The 15,802-nt window shown below is 36.7% G+C and carries 21 protein-coding genes and 2 other annotated features; of the genes, 3 read left to right on the top strand and 18 right to left on the bottom strand.

Features of this window, described 5'->3' with window-relative positions; genetic code table 11:
• Positions 1–45: 45 nt before the first annotated feature.
• A complete protein-coding gene (locus DS830_RS00895) occupies positions 46–549 on the bottom strand; it encodes a nucleoside deaminase (RefSeq protein WP_420836984.1) in 504 nt (167 codons plus the stop codon).
• The gene (locus tag DS830_RS00890; protein ID WP_118907932.1) at positions 530–1,138 is read right to left on the bottom strand and encodes a class I SAM-dependent methyltransferase; all 609 of its coding nucleotides are present in this window, start codon (positions 1,136–1,138) and stop codon (positions 530–532) included. Before DS830_RS00890 ends, DS830_RS00895 begins: the two co-directional genes overlap by 20 nt.
• 211 nt (positions 1,139–1,349) lie before the next feature.
• Positions 1,350–1,583, top strand: a binding site (T-box leader).
• A 175-nt stretch (positions 1,584–1,758) separates the two neighbouring features.
• Here DS830_RS00890 and DS830_RS00885 point away from each other — a divergent pair.
• The gene (locus tag DS830_RS00885; protein WP_118907931.1) at positions 1,759–2,565 is read left to right on the top strand and encodes a 2-keto-4-pentenoate hydratase; all 807 of its coding nucleotides are present in this window, start codon (positions 1,759–1,761) and stop codon (positions 2,563–2,565) included.
• Between the two features lie 59 nt (positions 2,566–2,624).
• Here DS830_RS00885 and rplL read toward each other — a convergent pair whose 3' ends face one another.
• The 16 genes from rplL to DS830_RS00805 form a co-directional block, all read right to left on the bottom strand.
• Positions 2,625–2,993: a 50S ribosomal protein L7/L12 gene (gene rplL, locus DS830_RS00880; RefSeq protein WP_118899379.1), complete on the bottom strand. Its 369-nt coding sequence runs from the start codon at positions 2,991–2,993 to the stop codon at positions 2,625–2,627.
• 29 nt (positions 2,994–3,022) lie between these two features.
• The gene (gene rplJ, locus DS830_RS00875) at positions 3,023–3,532 is read right to left on the bottom strand and encodes a 50S ribosomal protein L10 (RefSeq protein ID WP_118899380.1); all 510 of its coding nucleotides are present in this window, start codon (positions 3,530–3,532) and stop codon (positions 3,023–3,025) included.
• 25 nt (positions 3,533–3,557) lie between these two features.
• Positions 3,558–3,677: a sequence feature (ribosomal protein L10 leader region), on the bottom strand.
• A gap of 17 nt (positions 3,678–3,694) precedes the next feature.
• Positions 3,695–4,378 (bottom strand): 50S ribosomal protein L1, encoded by a 684-nt coding sequence (gene rplA, locus DS830_RS00870; protein WP_118899382.1) that lies wholly within the window; start codon positions 4,376–4,378, stop codon positions 3,695–3,697.
• A gap of 78 nt (positions 4,379–4,456) precedes the next feature.
• The gene (rplK, locus tag DS830_RS00865) at positions 4,457–4,882 is read right to left on the bottom strand and encodes a 50S ribosomal protein L11 (RefSeq protein WP_118899384.1); all 426 of its coding nucleotides are present in this window, start codon (positions 4,880–4,882) and stop codon (positions 4,457–4,459) included.
• Between the two features lie 122 nt (positions 4,883–5,004).
• The gene (gene nusG, locus DS830_RS00860; protein WP_118899386.1) at positions 5,005–5,550 is read right to left on the bottom strand and encodes a transcription termination/antitermination protein NusG; all 546 of its coding nucleotides are present in this window, start codon (positions 5,548–5,550) and stop codon (positions 5,005–5,007) included.
• Positions 5,551–5,643: 93 nt separating this feature from the next.
• A complete protein-coding gene (gene secE / locus DS830_RS00855) occupies positions 5,644–5,820 on the bottom strand; it encodes a preprotein translocase subunit SecE (RefSeq protein WP_118899388.1) in 177 nt (58 codons plus the stop codon).
• Between the two features lie 12 nt (positions 5,821–5,832).
• Complete coding sequence (rpmG, locus tag DS830_RS00850; RefSeq protein ID WP_118899390.1) at positions 5,833–5,982, bottom strand: 50S ribosomal protein L33; 150 nt, start codon at positions 5,980–5,982, stop codon at positions 5,833–5,835.
• A gap of 52 nt (positions 5,983–6,034) precedes the next feature.
• The gene (locus tag DS830_RS00845; protein ID WP_118907930.1) at positions 6,035–6,613 is read right to left on the bottom strand and encodes a sigma-70 RNA polymerase sigma factor region 4 domain-containing protein; all 579 of its coding nucleotides are present in this window, start codon (positions 6,611–6,613) and stop codon (positions 6,035–6,037) included.
• A 78-nt stretch (positions 6,614–6,691) separates the two neighbouring features.
• Entirely contained in the window at positions 6,692–8,059 is a 1,368-nt protein-coding gene (locus DS830_RS00840; RefSeq protein WP_118907929.1) for a D-alanyl-D-alanine carboxypeptidase family protein, read from the bottom strand.
• Positions 8,059–8,586 (bottom strand): YacP-like NYN domain-containing protein, encoded by a 528-nt coding sequence (locus DS830_RS00835; protein ID WP_118907928.1) that lies wholly within the window; start codon positions 8,584–8,586, stop codon positions 8,059–8,061. The genes DS830_RS00840 and DS830_RS00835 overlap by 1 nt, the downstream gene beginning before the upstream one ends.
• A gap of 5 nt (positions 8,587–8,591) precedes the next feature.
• Entirely contained in the window at positions 8,592–9,359 is a 768-nt protein-coding gene (gene rlmB / locus DS830_RS00830) for a 23S rRNA (guanosine(2251)-2'-O)-methyltransferase RlmB (protein WP_118899397.1), read from the bottom strand.
• Positions 9,340–9,753 carry a Mini-ribonuclease 3 gene (locus DS830_RS00825; RefSeq protein ID WP_118899399.1) on the bottom strand — a complete coding sequence of 138 codons (414 nt, stop codon included), beginning with the start codon at positions 9,751–9,753 and terminating at the stop codon, positions 9,340–9,342. The genes rlmB and DS830_RS00825 overlap by 20 nt, the downstream gene beginning before the upstream one ends.
• Positions 9,750–11,159 (bottom strand): cysteine--tRNA ligase, encoded by a 1,410-nt coding sequence (gene cysS / locus DS830_RS00820; RefSeq protein ID WP_118907927.1) that lies wholly within the window; start codon positions 11,157–11,159, stop codon positions 9,750–9,752. Before cysS ends, DS830_RS00825 begins: the two co-directional genes overlap by 4 nt.
• 70 nt (positions 11,160–11,229) lie before the next feature.
• Positions 11,230–12,720 (bottom strand): glutamate--tRNA ligase, encoded by a 1,491-nt coding sequence (gltX, locus tag DS830_RS00815; protein WP_118899402.1) that lies wholly within the window; start codon positions 12,718–12,720, stop codon positions 11,230–11,232.
• 70 nt (positions 12,721–12,790) lie between these two features.
• Entirely contained in the window at positions 12,791–14,170 is a 1,380-nt protein-coding gene (gene radA, locus DS830_RS00810; RefSeq protein ID WP_118899404.1) for a DNA repair protein RadA, read from the bottom strand.
• Between the two features lie 9 nt (positions 14,171–14,179).
• Complete coding sequence (locus tag DS830_RS00805) at positions 14,180–14,665, bottom strand: dCTP deaminase/dUTPase family protein (RefSeq protein ID WP_118907926.1); 486 nt, start codon at positions 14,663–14,665, stop codon at positions 14,180–14,182.
• A gap of 80 nt (positions 14,666–14,745) precedes the next feature.
• On the opposite strand from DS830_RS00805, the gene DS830_RS00800 reads away from it, so the two are divergent.
• Both DS830_RS00800 and rpiA read left to right on the top strand, forming a co-directional pair.
• Positions 14,746–15,042 carry a GNAT family N-acetyltransferase gene (locus DS830_RS00800; RefSeq protein WP_118907925.1) on the top strand — a complete coding sequence of 99 codons (297 nt, stop codon included), beginning with the start codon at positions 14,746–14,748 and terminating at the stop codon, positions 15,040–15,042.
• Between the two features lie 5 nt (positions 15,043–15,047).
• Entirely contained in the window at positions 15,048–15,731 is a 684-nt protein-coding gene (gene rpiA / locus DS830_RS00795; protein ID WP_118909070.1) for a ribose-5-phosphate isomerase RpiA, read from the top strand.
• Positions 15,732–15,802: the final 71 nt, after the last annotated feature.

The raw sequence follows: 15,802 nt of genomic DNA, 5'->3' as shown, positions 1-15,802 counted from the left end.
AACCAGTTATTTAGCCTTCAATATTTTTAGCACCATGCCAGAATATTATGAATGTTTTCGATTAAGACGAATTGTGCGGAAGAAATCCGTCAACAAAGTTCCACATTCAGCAGCTAATACCCCGCCTTGAAAATCAGGATGGTGATTATAATCTAAGGTAAATAAATTAGTTAACGAACCGACTGAACCTGCTTTAGGATCACTTGCTCCAAAGATGACATCAGCAATACGACTATTAATAATCGCTCCTGCACACATTGCACAAGGTTCTAAAGTTACAAATAAGGAATGATGCTCCAACCGCCAGCTGCCAACTGATTTACAAGCTGACTCGATAGCCAAAATTTCTGCATGTGCAGTTGCACGCTGCTGAACTTCCCGTTGATTAAAGCCGGTAGCAATTATTTCTTTCGTTTGATTATCAACAATAATAGCCCCAATTGGTACTTCATCATCAATTAAAGCCTTTTGAGCAATTTTAATTGTAGAGTGCATATAATTTTCTAAATCTTGTGCGGTATATAATTCTTTAATTGTTGGTTTTAACACTTTTTAACACATAGTATCCTTTATCTCGTTTTATAACCTGAACATTTTCAAAAGTCTGCTGCATAATCTTCTTATAAGTTGGTGCTCCCTGCTTTTTTTGTACTACCAGCCACAATTGTCCTTCAAGTACTAGATGATTCTTAGCTTGCGTTATCATAGCATTGACTACTGCCTTACCAGCACGGATCGGTGGATTAGTATAGATTGCAGCATAAGTTTGTTGTTGTAGTTGCTGGTATATATCTGAGATTTGAATTTGGACATTAGTAATTCGATTCTCAGCAGCGTTGTTGCGTGCTAATTCTAATGCTCGTTCATTGACATCTGCCATCATAATCTGGCGTTGTGGTTGCTCTTTGGCTAATGTTAACCCGATAGGTCCATAGCCACATCCTAAATCTAAAAGATTTCCCGCAGGCAGCTTAGTAAAATCAATTGCACTAATAAGTGTGCGTGTCCCGAAATCCACAGTTTGTTTCGAAAATACACCATTATCAGTAGTCAACTGTAAAAGATGGCCTCTCAAATTAAAACTAAAAGTTCGTTCTTGATGTTGCGCAGTTGGTTGCGCTGTAAAGTACTGTTCCATTTAAGAAGTAATCCTTTCTTGTATTATTGTTTATTATAATACGCTTTAAGTACTAAAGCTAATGCAAGAAAACTATATTATGAGTAACTTGCTTCAATACTATGTAAGAAATTTTCTTTTTTAATTTAATAATTAATTATTAATATTTCTCTAAATACCGTTGACTTTTTTCGATAAGCATGATAAATTACTTTCAACAATTAAATAAAAATTAAAAGCGTTCATGAGAATTTCATTTTAACGATGTAGTCAGAGAGTTGTTGGTTGGTGAAAAACAATCTACTAGTCAAAGTGATGATCATCTCATAGCTATGCTGCTGAAATCTTTAGGTAGTATTGGTTACATCCATTATTGTGTTAATGTATTACTTAATTAGTGTACATGAGGTATTTTTAATTTTAAAAATACAAAATAAGGTGGTACCGTGTTTTTAACACCCTTAGCTATAGGCTAAGGGTGTTTTTTAATTATAAAATCAATCCAATTAAAGGTGGTGGTAACATTGGAAGTTCAGATTTCAAATTCAAATGATTCAAGTCAGATTATTATTTCGATACTAAAAATACTGTTTTCCTTGTTACTTCAAGGCCAAACAGACAATTAATTGGAGGATTATCTAATGAATACTTTAAAAATGAATGATTTAACAGAAAATGAAATGGCCGTAGCTGATAACTTATTCCATGCATATCAGAACCATCAGCCTCTACAACAAAATGATTACCAAGGATTTTTTCATGATGAAGATTCTGCTTATCGCGTACAATATCAGCTAACACAACAAAAAGAAGAAAAAGTCGGTGGTTATAAGGTTTCTTTAACCAGCGAGGAAACGCAAAAAATGTTTGATTCTGATTCACCACTTTATGGTGCGCAAGTAACAAGTCATTTTTTACAGTCACCTGCTCATTTTACGGCTAACCAACTAATGGATCCTTTAGCAGAAGTAGAGTTAATGTTTACTGCGCAAGAAGACTTATCGAGTACAGATTCATTAGCGGATTTAATGAAAAAAACAACCGTAGCACCAGCAGTCGAAGTCCCTGATTCCCGCTTTTCAGATTGGTTCCCAAGTTTATCCAAATATTTAGTCGTTGCCGATGCAGCTGTTGGTGGTTATGTAGTATACGGTCAAGAGACCCCCACTAACAAAATGTTTACTAACCCTGATGAGCTAACAAATGTAAAATGCCAATTGTTCCATGATGGCCAACACTTAAAAGATGGCGCTGCAACAGAAGTCTTAGGCAATCCTTTAAATTCTCTACAATGGTTAGTCCAAAAATTAGAAAGTCAAAATTTGAAACTAACCGCTGGACAGCGAGTTTCTAGTGGCACTTTCCTCCTCCCAGAGAAGCTTACTGCTGGTGAGTGGGAAGCTACATTTAATTGTGATTTAGGTGCTGTTAAGCTTACCGTTGATTAATATCATGGATATAAAAAAGTCATCCGAATTTAAATTCGGATGACTTTTTTATTTAATCATTATTTCAATGTAACAGTTGCGCCAACTTCTTCAAGTTTAGCTTTCATATCATCAGCATCTGCTTGAGAAACGCCTTCTTTAACAACTGAAGGAGCACCATCAACTAAAGCTTTAGAATCTTTCAAACCTAAGCCTGTGATATCCTTAACTGCCTTGATAACCTTAACTTTTTCTTGACCAATTTCTGTTAATTCAACATCAAATGAATCTTTTGCTTCAGCACCAGCATCGCCAGCACCACCAGCTACAGCAACAGGAGCAGCTGCAGAAACGTCAAATTCTTCTTCAATAGCCTTAACTAAGTCGTTTAAATCAGAAATGCTTGCTTCTTTTAATGATTCAATAATAGCATCTTTATCGAAAGCCATTTTAATTCCTCCAATGAAATTTAATTTAATTAAGCAGCAGAATCATCTGCTTCTTTCTTTTCAGCGATTGCTTTAACAGCATAAGCAAATTTGCGAACAGGTGATTGCAACATTGATGCCAATGTAGCCAAGAGTTCATCATGACTAGGCATATGTGCGTATTCGTTGATCTTGTCCAAAGTTTGAACTTGACCTTCGATCATACCACCCTTAATTTCCAAAACTTCAACAGTTTCAGCAAATTTAGCAATAATCTTTGCAGCAATAATTGGGTCTTCATAAGAAAAGGCCACTGCTGTAGGTCCAGCAAAAGTTTCATTCAAGCCTTCATAGCCTGCTTGTTTAGCAGCACGTTGAAGAATAGAATTCTTGACAACTTTCATCTCAACATCAGCATCATGCAATTGCCGCCGTAAGTCAGTAACTTGGGCAACACTTAAACCTAAATAATCAACCACAATAATTGATTCAGCACGTGACATTTTGTCAGCAACTGCATCAACTTGGGCCTGTTTAGCGTTAAGAACAGCGTCTTTCATTAAGTTTCACCTCCATAAATTTTTTCTACCTAAAATTAAAGGACATCGCGCCCTAAGACACAATGCCCTACTTGTTCAGCATCTAGCCTCGGCAGGATATTAAGGCTTACGCCACCTGAGTCTTAGGTAGTTTCTTATGATAAGTTATCATTAATTAAATAATTAGTCAACTGAAATTTTAATTCCAGGGCCAAATGTTGAAGTCAAGTTAACAGATTTAATATATTGACCTTTAGCTGTTGCAGGACGTGCTTTAACAACAACGTTGTTAAAGGCATTGAAGTTTTCAACTAATTTGTCAGTATCAAAAGACATCTTACCTAAAGGTGCATGAATCAACCCTTGAGCATCAGCCCGATAAGTTACTTGTCCAGCTTTAATATCTTTGACAGCTTTTTCAACATCCATAGTAACAGTACCGGTCTTAGGATTTGGCATTAATCCTTTAGGTCCTAAAATCCGACCTAAGCGGCCAACTTTAGCCATCATTTTTGGTGTGGCAACTACAACATCAAAATCTAACCAGCCATCAGTAACCTTGTCAACTAAGTCATCAGCACCAACAAAATCAGCACCAGCTGCTTCTGCTTGTTTAGCTTGTTCACCATCAGCAAAAACTACCACTCGTTGAGTTTTACCAGTACCATTAGGCAACACCATTGCGCCCCGAATTTGTTGATCTGCTTGTTTAGTATCGATATTCAAATTGTAAGCAACTTCGATAGTAGCATCAAAATTTGCATAATTAATCTTTTTTAGTAAATCAATTGCTTCTTGTGCTTCGTATACTTTGCTTGCATCTACTTGCTTAGCAGCTTCTAAATATTTTTTTCCATGTTTAGCCACGTTTAAGTTCCTCCTTGCGATTGTGGTCATAATGGGGCTTTGCCCCTCCCACTTGTTTAGAACGTAAGTTGAAATAGACTAATCTTCAACAGTAATACCCATACTCCGTGCTGTTCCAGCAACCATCTTCATAGCTGCTTCGACATCATTGGCATTTAAATCTTTCAACTTAGTTTCAGCGATTTCACGTACTTGATCTTGAGTAACCTTACCGACTTTTTCATCGCGTGGATTACCAGAACCCTTTTTTACGCCAGCTGCTTGCATTAACATCATTGCTGCAGGTGGTGTTTTAGTTACGAAATCAAAGGAGCGATCTTCATAAACTGTGATCACTACTGGAATAACAGTACCCTTTTGCTCAGCAGTACGAGCATTAAAATCTTTGGTAAATTCCACAATATTAATACCAGCTTGTCCTAAAGCAGGACCAACTGGAGGAGCTGGAGTTGCTGCTCCAGCAGGAATTTGCAATTTAACGACATTTGCAACTTTTTTAGCCACGGTACATACCTCCTTAAGTCCGTGATGTGGTCAAGATGGGAATCATGATTTTCCCTCCCACAGACATGCCAAATGGCATACTATGACAGTTTACCACTACCACGATAAATACTCAACTCTTACTAAATTTTTTGAACTAAATTATAGTCTAATTCTGTTTCTGTTAAACGACCAAACATATCAACTTCCACTTTGACTTTACCGTGTTCATCATCAGTTGAGGTGACTTTGCCTTCTAATCCCGCAAAAGCACCATCAACAATCTTAACTGTCTCACCAATAGTTAAATCAATATCATAATTAGTGTTTTGATCTCCCATATTATGAAGAATATGTTCAACTTCTTCTGGCAATAGCGGAGCTGGTTTACTACCAGCACCGTGGCTGCCAACAAAACCAGTCACACCTGGAGTATTACGGACTACAAACCATGATTCATCACTCATAATCATTTCAACTAAGACATAGCCTGGAAATGTTTTTTTCATTTCTGTTTTAGTTTTACCATTTTTGGTTTCAGTTTCTTCTTCTTGAGGAACAACCGCATCAAAAATATAATCTTCCATGCCCATCGAATGAGCCCTAGATTGTAAATTTTCTTTTACACGATTTTCATAACCTGAATAAGTATGCAAGACATACCACATTTTCTGTCCTTGTTCCGCCATTATGTTCTCCTTATTTTTGCAAATAAAAAAACCTCGTTTGCACGAAGTCTTACCAACACTTATAATATATCAAATTTTATAACCAACTACAAATTATTTATGTGTTACAAATAATGTAATTAGCTTTTGGAAAACCCAGTCACAAGCGCCCAAAAATAATGCATAACCAATTGAAGTTAAAATAACTGTTCCAGTATCATGACGATTTTCTTTAGCCGTCGGCCATTCGACTAATTTCATTTCTTGTACAACACTTTTTAAAAATTTCATTTTTTCATCCCTTTATCTAGTTTCCTGGTGCCATGTATGTTGTTGGCATTTGGAACAATACTTTTTCAAAATTAATCGTTTAGTGTGCTGAGGAGACACATTTGTTTTATAATTGTGTGCTCCACAAATGCTACACTCTAAAATAACTTTTTTAGTTGCCATATTTTCACCTAATCATTAGTCACTATACCTGACTGCCAATGTCCTGTCAAGACTAACTGCTGGCGACCTGCCGCAATTTAATCCGTGCTCGTTGAGCAGCTCGCATGACAGCCCGCTCAGAATATTTATTAGTTGTTTTCGAAGCAATACCCAACCAAGCTTTTAAAGAATATAACTCTAATGGCGATAAGTTCGCAACGTATTTCTGATAATCAAAAAGATTGATTTCACTATCATTAGCATAACTATTACTTAAATTCAATAAACATTTCATTTCTGGATCATTTTCTGCTAAAAATTCCATCGAAACGGCTTTAAAGTTTGATTGGCGTTTAACTGCCAATTGTTCACGTAAAAGATTAGCCGCTCGATGTTGCAACCGCAATTTAAAAAAACTGCCAAATTTGGAACCTTGGTGACCGTTAAAAATCAAACAAGTTTGATAACACACTAACCAAGCTTCTTGATACCAATCATCACGCTCAAACAAGGGAATGTGATAGAGTTGGCCATACTTTTCTACTAAAGGCTGATATTTTAAAAAAATATTTTTTAAAGCCTGTGATGAATTATCATTTTTCACTTGTGCTATCCAAGTCAAATCCTGCTCTAACAATTGTTGGTTCCCCATGAATTTTACTCCTGACGGATCAACAAACGATAGTTTAAAAATAGCACAAAAAATAGTTCTCATAAAGAGAACATTTGTTTAATTATTGGAGGGCAAAACAGGAATTTGCTGTTTCTGATTCCAAATTGAATAATCTAATTGTTGCGGTTTATCTAGTAAATTTATTTGATATTGTAACTGTAAAGGAGTATGGACATTTTGATTACGCCAAATCTCCATCCATGTACTTCGAGGAAATGTTGGCAATTTTTCTCGACGAACTGTCCAATTAGCAGCTAAATAGTCTAATAATTCTTGTGCTTGTTCAAAACGGGCAGTATTAGAAGATGCCTTGAGAATAACTAAAATCACTCGTCGATTTTGGATCTTCGCCGTCACAATCACGCCATATCCTGCTGCCTCACCGGTTCCAGTTTTCAAGCCATCCACTTGATACTTATCTGTCATGTATCGTGATTGAGTTAGCATTTCATTAGTATTTACAAAATCTTCGTTGCCAATTCTAATTTGCTTTTGTTGCGAAATTTTTACAACTTGGGGAAAACGTTGTAATAAAGCCTGCGTTACCCGCGCCAAGTCTTGAGCAGATAACTGATTCTCCAATACTTTGGCTTGCGGATTATTAGCAATGCTAGGATCAATATCAATTGGTAACCCGTTAGCATTAACTAATTGCGTACTCTTTAAATGTAATACTTTTGCATTTTGAACCATTTGCTGAACAAACTGTTCTTGATTGCCATATAAATACTGCCCTAAAACCATAACAGCATCATTGGCACTGGCAACAATGGTTGCACGCAACAATTCTTCAATTGAATACTTTTGTCCCACAATTAACTTTGCAGTGGATAAATTAGAGTGATTTTCAATTCCTGTAATTACTGACGTAGCCTCAATTTTGGTATTCAAAGTAATATGGCGTGCTGTTAATGTTTGATAAATTGTATAGACTGCTAATAATTTTGACAAGGAGGCTACTGGTAAAGTTTGTTGAGCTTGCTTTTGCCAAATAACTTGGCCGCTATCTTGATCAAGCAAAATGCCAGCATTAATCTTTTGACCAATGTTTGTGGAATCTATTTGTGCTAAAGAAGTTGGCACCGTGGGGCCCAAAAATTTTTGCCGTTGGGCTTGACGGCTAATTTTGATGAGCTGGCGTGCCGTTTTATGAATATTAAAAAGTGTTGGCCCTTGATGGCTTACTTGTTGAGCTTGTTGTTGACTCAACTTAAATTGTCCTTGATTAAAATGCTGTTGGGCTCTTTTTAAAGATGCAATCTGCTGATAATAAGTGTGTGCTTGCGCTTGTGGAGCGTGTTTAAAATACTCTTGAGCACGAGCAAGTTGGCCTTGGCGCACCCAATATTCACCCTTTTGAAAAGCAGAGTTTTTAGTAGAAAGCTTTTGACAGCCAGTCAAACAAAAAATCACGAAAACACTCATTAAGATTCGGATGATAATTGGTCGCGTAAATTTGCTAAACGTTCTAATTGATCTTCCCTCCAAGGATTATTGCGTTGTATACTTCGATCATGATGCTGCCGACTTTCTTGAGTTAATTGCCGATGCATATCTTGAATCCGCTTATAAAGTTCATAGGAAGGCAAGCGAATTGCCCCTCGAGAAAATATTGTCCATTGAACTGCCTGATCTGAAGTTACAACTGTAACTTGATTAGAAATAATATTTAATTTTTCACTCAAATTTTGAATATAAGTGTCAGCCGTAACATCCTCAGGAGTAAAAATAACATCTAAATCCCATTTAGTAAATTGCTCCTTGATTCCAGGAACATACATTGCATCAAAAACAACAATTATTTGACCTTCAAAAAAATTACGATAATTTGCTAAGGTATCTAACAACTGATCCCGAGCTTCTTCTAAGTGATCTTGTTTTTTTAATTTTGCCAGTTGCGGCCAAGTACCAATGACATTATATCCGTCAACAATTAAAATCTGATTTTTCATGGTAATTAACTTTCTCGACTAGTAAAAGCTTGATATAACAAGACCCCTGTTGCCACACTAGCATTTAAGCTTTGCACTTTTCCAATCATTGGAATGGTTAACACTTGATCAACTTGTTGTTTTACTAATGGTGATAGACCTTTGCCTTCATTACCAATCACTAAAGCAATCGCTCCACGTGCATTCCATTGACGATAGTCTGTTCCATTCATATCGGTCCCGAAAATCCAAATATTTTGTTCTTTTAATTGCTTGATTGTTTGAACCAGATTAGTAACTCGCGCAATTGGTAACCGTTCAATTGCCCCCGTGGAAGCCTTAGCTACCACTGAAGTTACACCTACAGCACGACGTTTAGGAATTATAATTCCATTGACTCCTACTGCATCAGCTGTACGTAAAATTGAGCCAAAATTGTGCGGATCATTAATATTATCTAATATCAAGAAAAAGGGCTCTTCATTTCGTCCACGTAAATCTTGTAGTAATTGAGCTAAATCTACATATTCAAAAGGGGTAACTGTTAAAACAATGCCTTGATGATTACCATGATTAGTTAATTCATCAAGTCGAGTTTTAGGAGTATCTTGAATCACTAAATGCTTTGCACGGGCTATTTTAACAATGGCAGCGATTTTTTCACTGTGCAGTCCCTTTTGTAAAAAAATTTTATTGACTTTTTGTGGTGCATTTTCTGCCTGTAAAATTGCTATTGTCGCATGATAACCAAAGATAATTTCTGCTTGGTTAGTATTATTGGAAATTGAATTCATTAGTTCGTCCTGCCTCTACTTGTTGAATACACCAGTCAGCCATTTCTTGAATCCGTTCAGCTTGACCGCTGATTTTTAAATAGCCAAATATGGCTTCAAAACCTGTCGATATATTGTAAGTTTGAACAGATGTGTTTTTAGCATGGGTGTTTGCTTTGGCATTACGCCCGCGACGAAAAATTTCATTTTCTGTTACTGTCCAAAAGTTATCTTTTTGCATTAAGGCAATCAAGGCCGCTTGTGCTTTTGCTGAAACAAAATGTGTTGCTCGTTTTTGTAATCTATTAACTTTAGTCAAACCACTATTCACCAAATAATCACGCACATATACCTCCCAAACTGCGTCACCAATATAAGCAAGGGTTAAGCCATTAAGTTGTTGATAGTCAATCATTTTTTGCGCCACCGCGTTCCTTGAGGAGTATCTTCGAGAATAATACCCATTTTTAAAAGTTGATCTCTTAAAGCATCACTTTCGGCAAAATTTTTCTGATCACGAGCAGCATCCCGTTTTTGAATTAAGGTCTCAATTTGGTGATTCAACTGTGGATTAGTTACAAATTCAATTCCAAAAATCTGTAATAATTCAGAAAATTTATCTAATAAATTATTAATATTTTTTTGATTAACCTGTTCTGCAGTTGCATATTGATTCATCAAACGCATTAATTCATAAATATCACTAAGGCCATTTTGAACATTAAAGTCATCATCCATATGTGCTATAAAATGTTGTTCGATAGCTTCTAACTGTGATTGAATTTGCGCATTAAATTCGTTAAAGTCATCATCTTGCAAACGAAAGCTTAAATTTTGGGCTGCAGTTTGTAAATGCTGTAAGTTACTTTGAGCTTCTTGCAAATTAGCATCTGAATATTGTATTGGACGCCGATACTGTGTCGAGGCCATAAACAACCGCAACACTTGGGCGTCCACTTGCTGCAATAATTCATGAACTGTAACAAAATTACCTAAAGATTTACTCATTTTTTCATTATCGCTGCCAATAGTGACAAAGCCATTATGCATCCAATACCGGACAAATTGTTGTCCAGTATGTGTTTCACTTTGGGCAATTTCATTTTCATGATGTGGGAAAACCAAATCTTCACCACCGCCATGAATATCAATTGTTTTTCCCAGATATTTAGTAGCCATGACCGAACATTCAATATGCCACCCTGGTCTTCCTTTACTCCAGGGTGAATCCCAAGAAATTTCATGGGTCGGTGCTTTTTTCCACAAAGCAAAATCAATGGGGTCTTCTTTTTTGAGAGTGTCCATATCATTGGTGCGCTGACTAGCACCCAATTCTAAATCATCGATATCTTGCCCTGATAATTGTCCGTAATAAGCAAATTTGCGGGCCCGATAATAAACATCCCCCGCACTTTCATACGCATAACCTTTAGAAATTAAATCCTCAATAAAACTAATAATGTCAGTCATATTCTCCGTTGCTCGTGGATTCAACGTTGCTGGCAGCACATTTAAAGCGGCCATATCTTCTTGATAAGCTGCAATATATTTATTCACAATTTGCTGAGGAGTTAACTCTTGTTCTCGGGCAGCTTTAATAATCTTATCATCAACATCCGTGAAATTAGAAACAAATTGTACTTGATATCCTCGATACTGTAAATAACGGCGAATGGTATCAAAAACAACCGCCGAACGTGCATTGCCAATATGAATATAATTATATACAGTGGGCCCACAAACATACATCGTCACTTGTGGTGCTTTTAAAGGCACAAATTCTTCTTTTTTACGAGTTAAAGTATTAAAAATTTTGAGCATGAAATACCTCCTTTGTGCTGAAAAAACACAGCTATGTCGAACTAATTCTTCACACGCTGTGTTTCTGAAATTAATTTTCTAATTGTTTAAGAGTTTCTGCAATATGCTGTTGTGTTTTTTCATAACCAAGAAGCTCAATAGCTTCACCAATTCCAGGTCCATGCATAGAACGAGTTGTAGCAATACGAATTGGCATATAGAGTTTACGGCCCTTAGCTCCCACTTCTTGGCGCGTTTGTTGAATAGCTTGCATAATTTGAGTTGCTGTAAAACGTGGCAACTTTTCAATTAAAGCTTGGAAGGCCTTTAAAGTTGGCTCAGCTTCATCTTTTTGAAGTTCGGCCATTGCTGCATCATCTAATTTATCTGGATCACTAAAGAATATTTGTGATAATTCGACAATTTGATTAGTATAACTCATTTGGTCTTTAAATAAAGCTACCAACGAGCGAACCCACTCAATTGTCTTTAAATCAGGATTTTCTGAAATCAATTGAGCTTGAATCAAATTAGCTAAGGATAAATCTGTAATGCGACTTAAATCAGCTGCTTTCACATACTGATTATTGACCCATTCTAACTTTTTCTGGTCAAAAGCTGCGGGTGATTTGCTCAAACGTTTTGGATCAAATTGTTTGATAAACTGCTTTTGCGTGAAAATTTCATCTTCGCCTACTGGTGACCACCCTAGTAAGGTAATGAAGTTAAACATTGCTTCAGGCAAATAGCCACGCTCACGATATTGTTCAATAAATTGAAGCACTGATTCGTCACGTTTGCTTAACTTTTTACCAGTTTCACTATTAATGATTAGCGTCATATGACCAAACTTGGGAGCTTCCCAACCTAAATAATCATAAATCATTAACTGCTTAGGGGTATTAGCGACATGATCATCACCACGTAAAACGTGCGTAATTTGCATTAAATGATCATCGACTACGACTGCAAAGTTGTAAGTTGGCATCCCATCACGTTTTTGGATAACCCAATCGCCACCAATGGTTTGGGATTCAAATTTAACTTGGCCTTTAACAATATCATCCCACTCAAAGACTTTGTTTTCTGGAACCTTAATTCTAATGACTGGTTTTAAACCTTGCTCTTGAGCAGCTTGTATTGCTTCTTGCTTTTGTTGTTCAGTCATTCCTGCATATTCATATTCGTAGTGTGGCATCTCGCCTCGAGCTTTTTGGGCTTCGCGGTCTTCTTGTAATTGCTCTTCAGTTTTATAAGATTCATAAGCTACACCATCATCCAGTAGCTGTTGGATATATTTTTGATAGATTTCACGTCGTTCTGATTGTCGGTAAGGTCCAAAGTCGCCACCTACATCTGGTCCTTCATCCCAATCAATCCCCAACCATTTCAAATTTTCTAATTGGCTTTGTTCACCACCAGCTACATTACGCTTAGTGTCAGTATCTTCAATTCTAATAACAAAGGTGCCATGATTATGGCGCGCAAATAGATAATTAAATAATGCTGTCCGTGCATTACCAATATGCAAATGTCCTGTTGGACTAGGTGCATAACGTACTCGAATTTGATTATCAGTCACAATTATTTCCTCTTTCTTCAAAAACTGTCTACTATACTAGCTTACCCGCTTCTGATAAAAAATCAACGCGTTAATGCTGGTTTTTAAAAACTTTTTTAATTGCATCATTAATCGTTCGGACACCCACAATTTCAATTGTGTAATGTTCATCATTACTAACTTCGTTATTGGCAGGAATATAAATCCTTTCAAAGCCTAATTTGGCAGCTTCTTTAATGCGTTGATCAATCAAATTAACTCGCCTAATCTCACCTGTCAAACCAATTTCTCCCACAAAACATTCATCGGCTGCTAAACCAAGATTCTTATAACTGGAAACAATCGCCATTGCCATTGCCAAATCAATCGCCGGCTCATCCAAACGGACCCCACCAGTGGCCTTTAAATAGGCATCTTGATTTTGTAATAAGATATTAGCCCGCTTTTCCAAAACAGCCATAATTACAGACACACGATTATGGTCCAAGCCAGTTGTTGTTCGTTTGGCTGTTCCATAAAGTGTTGGTGTAATTAATGATTGTAATTCTACTAAGATAGGACGGGTGCCTTCCATCGAAACCACTACCGCTGATCCAGTTGCGTTGGCTAATCTTTCTTCCAAAAAAACTTCTGAAGGGTTATCGACCTCAGTTAAACCTTCATTGTGCATTGCAAACATCCCAATTTCATTAGTCGAGCCAAAACGGTTTTTAACAGAACGTAAAATCCGATAATTATGATGCAAATCTCCTTCAAAATAGAGCACAGTATCGACCATATGTTCTAAAATTTTCGGACCCGCAATAGCCCCACCTTTAGTCACATGTCCGACTACAAAAACACTGATGCCTTGCTGTTTCGCAATGGTCATCAATAATGCTGTAACTGCTCTAATTTGAGCCACACTACCAATTGCTGATGATAAATCAGGAACGTTCATTGTTTGCACCGAATCAATAACCAAATAATCCGGCTTTTGCTCGTCAATGACCTGTTCAATCGCGCTCATATCAGTTTCGGGATAAATATAAAGATTATCGCCGCCAACATGCAGTCGATTAGCCCGCAATTTAATTTGGGAAGCACTTTCTTCACCTGAAACATACAAAACTTGCCCACCAGTTTGTTCTAATCTACCTGAAACTTGCAGCAAGAGTGTTGATTTTCCAATTCCAGGATCACCACCAATTAAAACCAAAGAACCCGGTACGACCCCGCCGCCCAGTACACGATCAAGTTCTTTCAACCCTGTATGGACTCTTTTTTCTTCATTAAAAGTGATTTCTGTTAATTTTTGAGGCTTGGCGATACTATGATGTAAAATGCTAGTACTGTTTTGCTTCGTACTTTTCGTTGGTTCTAATTCTTCGACGAGTTGATTCCAGGCTCCACAATTAGGACAACGTCCCAACATTCGTGGTGAAATATAACCACAATTTTGACATACATATCTTGACTTAACTTTGGCCACGTTTCCTCCTTAGTCTCCTGACGATCCAAAACCACCTAAGCGTTTTGCACCTTGTTGGTGATCATCAGCAGTTGTCAAATAATTTACAAAAATTCCCTGGCAAATACGGTCTCCCTTTTTAATCTGATAATCTTCTGAAAAAAAGTTCAACATTTGCACAAAAATTTCACCTTCATTATTAGTATTATTATAATAATCAGCATCAATTACACCTACTGAATTCGGTAGTATTAATCCCCTTTTTAAAGGACTGCTAGAGCGACTGACTAATAACAAGACTTCATCTTCAGGCATATAAGCTTTTAAACCCGTTGGGACTAAAACTGGTTTAAGATTTTGAGCAGTAGGCTGTGCCCCAGAATTCCAAATTGACGGTACTGTAAAATCTGCAGCAGCGGCAATATCATAACCAGCAGCAGCTTGGGTTTGACGCTGTGGTAAAGATAAATTTTGCTCTTGATAACGGGTAACAATTTCAAATCCACGTTTTTTCAACTAATTAACTCCTTAACTACGACATTAAAATTATATTGAGGTATGATTATTATAGCAAATAATTATAGGAGGCGATTGCGTTGCAACTAAATTTTGAACCTGGTCGATTTTATCATAATGATGCTGCAGACAATTTATTAGGGGAAATCACTTATACCCAAATTGATGATCAAACAATTAGTATTGATCATACCTTTGTCGCACCAAATTATCGGCATCATGGACTAGCTCGACAGTTATTGCAGGCAGTCTTAGATTTAGCTATTCAAAATCATTGGAAAATTGTTCCTGTCTGTCCCTATGCTAAAAAAGTTTTTCAACAGGAAGAAGATATCCAATATCTACTCAAAAATCCTATTCAAAATCAGGAGAATTAATTATGATGGACCAAAACGAATTAAAAAAAGCTGTAGGTATTAAATCCGTCGATTTTATCAAGCCGCAAATGACTGTTGGATTAGGTACAGGTTCCACAGTTTATTATATGGTAGAAGAACTAGGACGCCGCGTTCAAGCAGGGTTAAAAATCCAATGTGTTACAACCTCAACTAGAACTTGGGATCAAGCCGAGAAATTAGGAATTCCCTTAAAAAAATTAAATGATGTTGATCACATAGACTTAACCATTGATGGGGCCGATGAGATTGACCATAATTTTCAAGGCATTAAAGGTGGAGGTGGTGCTCACACCTATGAAAAGACGGTTGCATTAAATTCTCAACGCAATCTGTGGATTGTTGACCAATCCAAAATGGTCACAACTTTAGGCCAATTCCCTCTACCATTAGAAGTTAATCCTTTTGGTTGCCAGCAACTATTTCAACGATTAGAAAAAGAAGGACTAAAACCAGCATTTCGGATAGATAAACAAGGCAATAATTTATTAACTGACATGAAAAACTATATCATTGATTTACATTTAGGTCAGATTAAACATCCACATCTCTTAGCTGATTGGCTTGATCATCAAACTGGAATTATTGAGCATGGTCTCTTTTTAGATTTAGTGAATACTGTTGTTGTTGGTTGTGATGATGGTCCAAAAATTATTGAAAATATTCGTTAAATACTAGACTATTAACCAAATTTAAGATAAAGTTATTATTAAATTTCCTTAATTAAAGGAGGAACTTCATT

The sequence above is a fragment of the Bombilactobacillus bombi genome, from assembly GCF_003522965.1.
In the GTDB taxonomy this organism is placed as follows: domain Bacteria; phylum Bacillota; class Bacilli; order Lactobacillales; family Lactobacillaceae; genus Bombilactobacillus; species Bombilactobacillus bombi.
This window is presented reverse-complemented; position numbering and strand designations above follow the sequence as displayed.

Coding starts and splice junctions, on each gene's coding strand:
- DS830_RS00885 (WP_118907931.1), top strand. CDS start 1,759: ATGAATACTTTAAAAATGAATGATTTAACAGAAAATGAAATGGCCGTA.
- DS830_RS00845 (WP_118907930.1), bottom strand. CDS start 6,613: ATGGGGAACCAACAATTGTTAGAGCAGGATTTGACTTGGATAGCACAA.
- DS830_RS00835 (WP_118907928.1), bottom strand. CDS start 8,586: ATGAAAAATCAGATTTTAATTGTTGACGGATATAATGTCATTGGTACT.
- nusG (WP_118899386.1), bottom strand. CDS start 5,550: ATGGCGGAACAAGGACAGAAAATGTGGTATGTCTTGCATACTTATTCA.
- rpmG (WP_118899390.1), bottom strand. CDS start 5,982: ATGGCAACTAAAAAAGTTATTTTAGAGTGTAGCATTTGTGGAGCACAC.
- DS830_RS00825 (WP_118899399.1), bottom strand. CDS start 9,753: ATGATTGACTATCAACAACTTAATGGCTTAACCCTTGCTTATATTGGT.
- rplJ (WP_118899380.1), bottom strand. CDS start 3,532: ATGAAAGACGCTGTTCTTAACGCTAAACAGGCCCAAGTTGATGCAGTT.
- rlmB (WP_118899397.1), bottom strand. CDS start 9,359: ATGAATTCAATTTCCAATAATACTAACCAAGCAGAAATTATCTTTGGT.
- rplL (WP_118899379.1), bottom strand. CDS start 2,993: ATGGCTTTCGATAAAGATGCTATTATTGAATCATTAAAAGAAGCAAGC.
- DS830_RS00890 (WP_118907932.1), bottom strand. CDS start 1,138: ATGGAACAGTACTTTACAGCGCAACCAACTGCGCAACATCAAGAACGA.
- cysS (WP_118907927.1), bottom strand. CDS start 11,159: ATGCTCAAAATTTTTAATACTTTAACTCGTAAAAAAGAAGAATTTGTG.
- DS830_RS00840 (WP_118907929.1), bottom strand. CDS start 8,059: ATGAGTGTTTTCGTGATTTTTTGTTTGACTGGCTGTCAAAAGCTTTCT.
- rpiA (WP_118909070.1), top strand. CDS start 15,048: ATGGACCAAAACGAATTAAAAAAAGCTGTAGGTATTAAATCCGTCGAT.
- secE (WP_118899388.1), bottom strand. CDS start 5,820: ATGAAATTTTTAAAAAGTGTTGTACAAGAAATGAAATTAGTCGAATGG.